The sequence below is a fragment of the Pseudomonas sp. SWRI81 genome (genome assembly GCF_014268545.1).
Classification (GTDB): Bacteria; Pseudomonadota; Gammaproteobacteria; order Pseudomonadales; family Pseudomonadaceae; genus Aquipseudomonas; species Aquipseudomonas hamedanensis.
Genome location: NZ_JABWQS010000045.1, coordinates 40,910 through 48,404, shown reverse-complemented (window position 1 = coordinate 48,404; position 7,495 = coordinate 40,910). Strand labels below are relative to the sequence as shown.

At 61.7% G+C, this 7,495-nt stretch carries 7 protein-coding genes; 4 read left to right on the top strand and 3 right to left on the bottom strand.

What is annotated here, in order from left to right:
• The first annotated feature begins 190 nt into the window (after positions 1 to 190).
• From HU765_RS22555 to gcvH, 4 genes are all read left to right on the top strand, one after another.
• Positions 191 to 1,195: an extracellular solute-binding protein gene (locus HU765_RS22555; RefSeq protein ID WP_186623068.1), complete on the top strand. Its 1,005-nt coding sequence runs from the start codon at positions 191 to 193 to the stop codon at positions 1,193 to 1,195.
• A gap of 164 nt (positions 1,196 to 1,359) precedes the next feature.
• A complete protein-coding gene (locus HU765_RS22550; protein ID WP_186623066.1) occupies positions 1,360 to 2,976 on the top strand; it encodes an iron ABC transporter permease in 1,617 nt (538 codons plus the stop codon).
• A 154-nt stretch (positions 2,977 to 3,130) separates the two neighbouring features.
• On the top strand, positions 3,131 to 4,213 hold the full coding sequence (gene gcvT / locus HU765_RS22545) for a glycine cleavage system aminomethyltransferase GcvT (protein ID WP_186623065.1): 1,083 nt from the start codon (positions 3,131 to 3,133) through the stop codon (positions 4,211 to 4,213).
• 49 nt (positions 4,214 to 4,262) lie between these two features.
• Positions 4,263 to 4,646 (top strand): glycine cleavage system protein GcvH, encoded by a 384-nt coding sequence (gene gcvH, locus HU765_RS22540; RefSeq protein WP_186623064.1) that lies wholly within the window; start codon positions 4,263 to 4,265, stop codon positions 4,644 to 4,646.
• A gap of 225 nt (positions 4,647 to 4,871) precedes the next feature.
• On the opposite strand, the gene HU765_RS22535 is transcribed toward gcvH, so the two are convergent.
• The 3 genes from HU765_RS22535 to HU765_RS22525 form a co-directional block, all read right to left on the bottom strand.
• The gene (locus HU765_RS22535; protein WP_186623071.1) at positions 4,872 to 5,192 is read right to left on the bottom strand and encodes a DUF2388 domain-containing protein; all 321 of its coding nucleotides are present in this window, start codon (positions 5,190 to 5,192) and stop codon (positions 4,872 to 4,874) included.
• A 65-nt stretch (positions 5,193 to 5,257) separates the two neighbouring features.
• Positions 5,258 to 7,042 (bottom strand): GspE/PulE family protein, encoded by a 1,785-nt coding sequence (locus HU765_RS22530; RefSeq protein ID WP_186549574.1) that lies wholly within the window; start codon positions 7,040 to 7,042, stop codon positions 5,258 to 5,260.
• A gap of 92 nt (positions 7,043 to 7,134) precedes the next feature.
• Positions 7,135 to 7,473 carry a hypothetical protein gene (locus HU765_RS22525; protein WP_186623063.1) on the bottom strand — a complete coding sequence of 113 codons (339 nt, stop codon included), beginning with the start codon at positions 7,471 to 7,473 and terminating at the stop codon, positions 7,135 to 7,137.
• Positions 7,474 to 7,495: the final 22 nt, after the last annotated feature.

Genomic DNA, 7,495 nt, shown 5'->3' with positions numbered 1-7,495 from the left:
AGCAGGCTCACTCCTACAATTGGAATGCGTTCCCCTGTAGGAGTGAGCCTGCTCGCGATGGCGCCAGTCCAGTCACAGCACATTTCAGCCTGTGCAACATCTGGTAACGCCTTCAAAAAGTGTTCGATTGTGGTGGTAAATGTGAGTCCTTATCATTTGCCTCACAATTCCCGACCGAGAGACCACTCCCATGTTGGCACCCAAGCGTCTTCTGACTGCACTGGCCTTGACCCTGATCGGCAGCACCACGGCCCAGGCCGCCGACGAGGTGGTGGTTTATTCCTCGCGTATCGACGAACTGATCAAACCGGTCTTCGACGCCTACACCGCCAAGACCGGGGTGAAAATCAAGTTCATCACCGACAAGGAAGCGCCGCTGATGCAGCGCATCAAGGCCGAAGGCGAGAACGCTACCGCCGACCTGCTGCTCACCGTCGATGCCGGCAACCTCTGGCAGGCCGAGCAAATGGGCATTCTGCAGCCGTTCACCTCGAAAACCATCGACGCCAATATCCCGTTGCAATATCGCGCCTCCAGCCACGCCTGGACCGGTCTGAGCCTGCGCGCGCGGACCATCGCCTATTCGACCCAACGGGTGAAGCCGGGCGAGCTGACCACTTACGAAGCGCTGGCTGACAAGAACTGGGAAGGCCGCTTGTGCCTGCGCACCGCGAAGAAGGTCTACAACCAGTCGCTGACCGCGACCATGATCGAAGTGCATGGCGCCGAGAAGACCGAGAAGATTCTCAAGGGCTGGGTCAATAACCTATCCACCGACGTGTTCTCCGACGACGTCGCGGTGCTTGAGGCGATCAACGCCGGGCAGTGTGATGTCGGCATCGTCAACACCTACTACTACGGTCGCCTGCACAAGCAGAAGCCGGACCTGCCGGTGAAACTGTTCTGGCCGAACCAGGCGGATCGTGGCGTGCACGTCAACCTGTCGGGCATCGGCCTGACCAGGCATGCGCCGCACCCGGAAGCGGCCAAGGCGCTGGTCGAGTGGATGACCACACCCGAGGCGCAGAAAATCTTCGCTGACGTAAACCAGGAATTCCCGGCCAACCCGGCGGTGGCACCTTCCGAAGAAGTGGCGGCGTGGGGCAAGTTCATCGCTGATACCTTGCCGGTGGAAGTGGCGGGCAAGCGTCAGGCTGAAGCGATCCGGATGATGGATCGGGCGGGTTGGAACTGACCCAGCGTTTATACTGCGCCACGCGACACTGATCGTTCCCACGCTCTGCGTGGGAATGCATCCATCGACGCTCTGCGTCGTGCCGCTGAAAGCGTGACGCGGAGCGTCACAGGATGTGTGCCCACGCAGAGCGTGGGCACAATCATTTGAACGAGATCGTTTCTTTGGCCCACCCCGCCCAACGCCGCTGGTACCCCATAGTCTTCACCATCGCCGCGCTGGTGCTGTTGCCCCTGAGTGTCCTGCTGCTGTCGTGGCAGACCATCGATCAGCAGATCTGGTCGCACCTGTGGCAAACCCAGATGCCGCGTCTGCTCGGCAATACCCTGACGCTGATTGTCGGTGTCGGTGTCGGTGTGACCCTGCTTGGGGTCAGCCTTGCCTGGCTCACCAGCCTCTGCGAATTCCCCGGTCGGCGCTGGCTGGACTGGGCGCTGATGCTGCCTTTCGCCATTCCGGCTTATGTATTGGCGTTCGTCTTTGTCGGCCTGCTCGATTTCGCCGGCCCCGTGCAGACCCTGCTGCGCGAAGGGTTCGGCGCGGGCCTGCGCCTGCCACGGGTACGCTCGACCGGCGGGGTGATTGTGGTGCTGGTGCTGGTCTTTTATCCCTATGTTTACCTGCTGGCACGCACCGCATTCCTCGCCCAGGGCAAAGGCCTGATGGAAGCGGCGCGGGTGCTTGGGCAATCGCCCTGGCAGGCGTTCTGGCGCGTGGCGTTGCCGATGGCGCGCCCGGCGATTGGCGCCGGTGTGGCGCTGGCGCTGATGGAGACCCTCGCCGATTTCGGTGCGGTGTCGGTATTCAACTTCGACACTTTCACCACTGCGATCTACAAAACCTGGTACGGCTTCTTCAGCCTGCCCAGCGCCGCGCAACTGGCCAGTCTGTTGCTGTTGGTGGTGATGCTGGTGCTGTACGGCGAACGCCGGGCGCGTGGGGCGAACCGGGCGAGTAACGAGCGGCCCCGGGTCAAGGCGCTGTATCACTTGCGCGGGGTCAAGGCATTGGCGGCCACGAGCTGGTGCGGTCTGGTGTTCGCCTGTGCCTTCGTCATCCCGGTGCTGCAACTGATCGTCTGGTTCTGGCAGCGCGGGCGTTTCGATCTGGACGAGCGCTATGCCGGACTGATCCTGCACACCCTGTACCTGGGCGCGATGGCCGCGTTGATTACTGTTAGCGTGGCGTTGCTGCTGGCCTTTGCGCGGCGGCTGGCACCGACCCGTGCGATCGGTTCCGGGGTCGGCCTGGCCAACCTTGGCTACGCCTTGCCGGGTTCGGTGCTGGCGGTGTCGATCATGCTGGCGTTCAGTTATCTGGACCGCGAGCTGGTGATTCCGCTTTCCGCCTGGCTGGGCGGCGCGGGCAAACCGTTGCTGCTGGGCAGTCTGGCGGCGTTGTTGATGGCCTATCTGGTGCGTTTCGTTGCTGTGGCGTACGGGCCGCTGGAAAGCAGTCTGGCACGCATACGGCCGTCTTTGCCCGAAGCGGCACGCAGTCTGGGTGTCAGTGGGCCGCGACTGTTTTTCAAAGTGTATCTGCCGTTGTTGCTGCCCGGCACGCTGAGCGCTGCATTGCTGGTGTTTGTCGATGTGCTCAAGGAAATGCCAGCGACCCTGCTGATGCGCCCGTTTGGCTGGGACACACTGGCCGTGCGTATCTTTGAAATGACCAGTGAAGGGGAGTGGGCCCGGGCGTCGCTGCCAGCGCTGACCCTGGTTCTGGTCGGCCTGTTGCCGGTCATCGGTTTGATCCGCCGCTCGGCGCACCGAAACACTTAGTCGTCAGTCCTGAATCATGCGGCTACAATGCGCGGCATTCGGTGCGGTTCGTCTGACGGACCTGTTCGCTGGGATCGGCTCAAAGCCTGTAATTCAAGGCTTTCGCCCGTGCAGCGGCAGTCCGCACCTTCGCCACGCCCGGAAGGAGAAACCCATGGGACAGCGTACGCCTCTGTATGACCTGCACCTCGCGCTTGGTGCGAAGATGGTCGATTTTGGCGGTTGGGACATGCCACTGCATTACGGCTCGCAGGTCGAGGAACACCACGAGGTGCGCCGTGATTGCGGGGTGTTCGATGTATCCCACATGACTGTGATCGATGTTTGCGGCCACCAGGCCAAGGCCTGGCTCCAGCATTTGCTGGCCAATGATGTCGAGCGCCTGCACAGTCCCGGCCGGGCGTTGTACAGCACCATGCTCAACGAGCGCGGCGGCATCGTCGACGACATGATCGTCTACCGTCTCGATGAGGCGTACCGGCTGGTGTTCAACGCCTCGACCCGCGATCAGGATCTGGCGTGGATGAACGCGCAGCTCGGCGAGTACGACGTGCAACTGCATGAGCGCACCGAACTGGCCATGCTCGCCATTCAGGGCCCGCAAGCCCGGCACAAGATCGCCGAACTGGTGAGCCAGTCGCGTGCCGCGCTGATCCAGCAACTCAAACCTTTTGAAGGCCACACCGACGGTGACTGGTTTATCGCCCGCACCGGTTACACCGGTGAGGACGGCCTGGAAATCGCGCTGCCGGCGGACCAGGCGCCGGGCTTCTTCAACGATCTGGTCGGTGCCGGTATTTCCCCGATCGGCCTCGGTGCCCGCGACACCCTGCGGGTTGAAGCCGGAATGAACCTCTACGGTCAGGACATTCATCAGGACGTCTCGCCACTGGCCTCGAACATGGCCTGGAGCATCGCCTGGGAACCGGCCTCGCGCCAGTTCATTGGCCGCACCGCCCTGGAGGCGGAAAAAGCCGCTGGCGTGGCGCACAAACTGGTCGGTCTGGTGCTGGAAGAACGCGGCGTTTTGCGCGCTCATCAAGTTGTTCGCATCGCGGATGTTGGCGAAGGGGAGATCACCAGTGGTAGTTTCTCTCCTACGCTAAGCAAATCGATTGCCCTGGCGCGTGTTCCGATGGCAACTGCCGACCGCGCCGAAGTGGAAATTCGTGGCAAGTGGTACCCGGTGCGAGTGGTCAAACCGACCTTCGTGCGCCATGGCAAAACCTTGATCTAACCTTTCCCGGCGGGCCTGACCGCTGACCTGATTGCTGAGGACACCAAAGATGAGCGATATCCCTGCCGAACTGCGTTTCGCCGAAAGTCATGAATGGGCACGCCTGGAAACCGACGGCACCGTCACCGTGGGCATCAGCGATCACGCGCAAGAAGCGCTGGGCGATGTGGTGTTCGTCGAACTGACCGAAGTGGGCAAGGTGTTTGCTGCTGGCGACCAATCCGGCGTGGTCGAGTCGGTGAAGGCCGCGTCTGACATCTATGCCCCGGTCAGCGGTGAAGTCATCGCGATCAACGAAGAGCTGGGCGGCTCGCCGGAGCTGTTGAACTCCGATCCGTACGGCGCGTGGATCTTCAAGCTCAAGCCAAGCGACAAGGCCGAACTGGACAAGCTGCTGGATGCCGGCGCCTACAAGGCTGCCATCGGCGAGTAATTCGCTGGCAATGCCCAAGGCCCCGACTCGTCGGGGCTTTTTTGTGGGTGACGCAAATCCAATGCAGGAGTGAGCCTGCTCGCGATAGCGGTCTGGCAGTTATATTTTAGGCGACAGATTAACCGCTATCGCGAGCAGGCTCACTCCTACAAGGGTTTTGTGTTGAATTTGAAATCCGCGCAAAAAATGCCGCTCGATCGAGCGGCATTTGCATGTGCGCGAAGCTTATTCGGACGCCACCGCGTTCTTCGCCAGAATCGCGTTCGCCAATTCCATGTCCGATGCCTGCAGGCCCGGGTTGTCGGCGCGGACTTTCTGCATCGCCGCTTCCAGATACGGGCCGCGAATGCCGCCGTCACTGGCAACGAAGCTGCCGGCATCATCCTGAGCGGCGACGATCAGTTTGTGATCCTTGAAGGTCAGGTAAGTCGAGCCGGTTGTGGCACCGGAAGAAATGACGTTACGCCAAAAGCTGTCAGCCATGGCCGAACCAACGGGAAGCGAGAGCAGGGCCAGGGTGGCGACAGCAACTTTGAGACGCATGATGAGATGACTCCTGGGGATTAACTACGGCGTTGGATTGCCAACCCCCGATCCAGTTCCGTGCCGACTTATTTCAACTCACTTTGCGGCGTCACCCGCAGCACTTCTTCTACCGTGGTCAGTCCCGCCGCGACTTTCTGCGCGCCGGACAGGCGCAGACTGCGCATGCCTTCCTTGAAGGCCTGGCGGCGGATTGCCGTGAGGTCGGTGTCCGGGGTGATAAAGGCCTTGAGGCTGTCGCTCAATTGCATGATTTCGTAGACCCCGGCGCGTCCGCGATAACCGGTATCGCGGCACTCCAGGCAACCGATCGCCCGCTGCGCATTGCTCGGCAGCGGCGCCTGCCAGGGCCGCGTCAGCGTTTGCCAGTCTTCATCCTCAAGCGTCAGCGGCGCCTTGCAGTGCGGGCACAGGGTACGCACCAGCCGTTGGGCCATGACCCCAAGCACGGTGGCCTTGATCAGGTAATGCGGCACGCCGAGTTCGAGGAGGCGGCTGATGGCGCTGGGTGCATCGTTGGTGTGCAGGGTCGACAACACCAGGTGCCCGGTCAACGCGGCCTGAATCGCCATTTCAGCGGTTTCCAGGTCGCGGATCTCGCCGATCATGATGATGTCCGGGTCCTGTCGCATCAGCGCACGCACCCCCGCGGCGAAGCTCAGGTCGATGTTGTGTTGCACCTGCATCTGGTTGAAGGCCGGCTCGACCATCTCGATCGGGTCTTCGATGGTGCAAAGGTTGACCTCCGGCGTCGCCAGTTTTTTCAGCGTGGTGTACAGCGTGGTGGTCTTGCCCGAGCCGGTTGGCCCGGTGACCAGAATGATGCCGTTGGGCTGGCGGGTCATGTCCTGCCAGCGGCGCAGGTCATCGGCGCTGAAGCCCAGTTGGTCAAAATTCTTCAGTAGCACTTCGGGGTCGAAAATCCGCATGACCATTTTTTCGCCGAATGCCGTTGGCAACGTTGATAGACGCAGCTCGACTTCGCCGCCATCCGGGGTCTTGGTCTTGACCCGGCCGTCCTGGGGTTTGCGCTTTTCCGCGACATTCATGCGGCCGAGGCTCTTCAGGCGGCTGACGATCGCCATGGTCACCTGCGGCGGAAATTGGTAAACGTTGTGCAGCACGCCGTCGATGCGAAAGCGCACGGTGCCATGCTCGCGGCGCGGTTCGATGTGGATATCGCTGGCGCGCTGCTGGAAGGCGTACTGGAACAGCCAGTCGACGATGTTGACGATGTGCGCGTCGTTGGCGTCCGGCTCCTGATCACTGGCGCCGAGGTTGAGCAACTGTTCGAAGTTGCCGAGGTTGCTGCCCTGAGCATCGGCATTGCTGGCGCCGCTGACCGATTTGGCCAGACGAAAGAATTCGACACTGAAACGCTGGATATCCACCGGGTTGGCCACGACCCGTTTGATCGGCAGCTTCAGCACGTGGGTCAGATCGGCCTCCCAACCGTTGACATAAGGCTGGGCGCTGGCCACGGTCACCGAATCGCGATCTACGGCGACGGCGAGAATCCGGTGGCGCTGGGCGAAGGCATACGACATCAGCGGCGTGATCGCCGCGACGTTGATTTTCAGCGGGTCGATGCGCAAGTACGGCTGGCCGGCCTGTTGTGCCAGCCACAGGGTCAGGCTCTCCAGGTCAAGGTGTTTGCCCGGGCGGCTGAGGTCGTCGAGCTGCTGACTGGCGATGAATTCCAGTGGATGCATCTGGCCGTGCGCAGCGTGGCGACGGCGGGCATTGAGCGCCTGTTCCGCCGAGTCCTGGCAAATGAAGCCTTGGGCGACCAGTTCACGTAATACCTCGTTGAGGTCCAGCCAGCGGTCCTGAGTGACAAATTGAACGGACATGCGGCTTTCCTTTTTGAGCGTCATGCACAAAAGGATAGTCGTGGCCCTGCTGACCGTTGGGCCACTACCCGACGAAGCCGTTGCCGGATTTGTCAGCCGGCGGCCTGCGCTGGCGCATCCCACGCCGCGTCGGTGTTGTGCAGATTCACCGAGCAGACGCTGATCAGGTTACGAAGTTTTTCCGCGATCACTTGCGCGCGATGCCAGCTCAGGCCGCTCATGATCAGGTCGATCGACAGCAGATCGTCGCGCCGCTGCACGCTCACCTGCTCCGGCGTCAGGCATTGCAGCGCAAACAGATTCAGCACCCGCACCAGCAGATCCGGCTCGGCCTCGGCGAGAATCCGGTACTGCGCCAGGCAGTGTGCGTTATTGATATTCCAGACATCGGCGCGAGTCGGTGTGCTGTTCACGGCTTCAAGGTGCGGCATGGCGAGTCTCCAAAATCACTGG

Bases quoted from the DNA above. Each gene is read 5' to 3' on its own strand.
- HU765_RS22555 (WP_186623068.1), top strand. From the start codon at position 191: ATGTTGGCACCCAAGCGTCTTCTGACTGCACTGGCCTTGACCCTGATC.
- gcvT (WP_186623065.1), top strand. From the start codon at position 3,131: ATGGGACAGCGTACGCCTCTGTATGACCTGCACCTCGCGCTTGGTGCG.
- gcvH (WP_186623064.1), top strand. From the start codon at position 4,263: ATGAGCGATATCCCTGCCGAACTGCGTTTCGCCGAAAGTCATGAATGG.
- HU765_RS22530 (WP_186549574.1), bottom strand. From the start codon at position 7,042: ATGTCCGTTCAATTTGTCACTCAGGACCGCTGGCTGGACCTCAACGAG.
- HU765_RS22525 (WP_186623063.1), bottom strand. From the start codon at position 7,473: ATGCCGCACCTTGAAGCCGTGAACAGCACACCGACTCGCGCCGATGTC.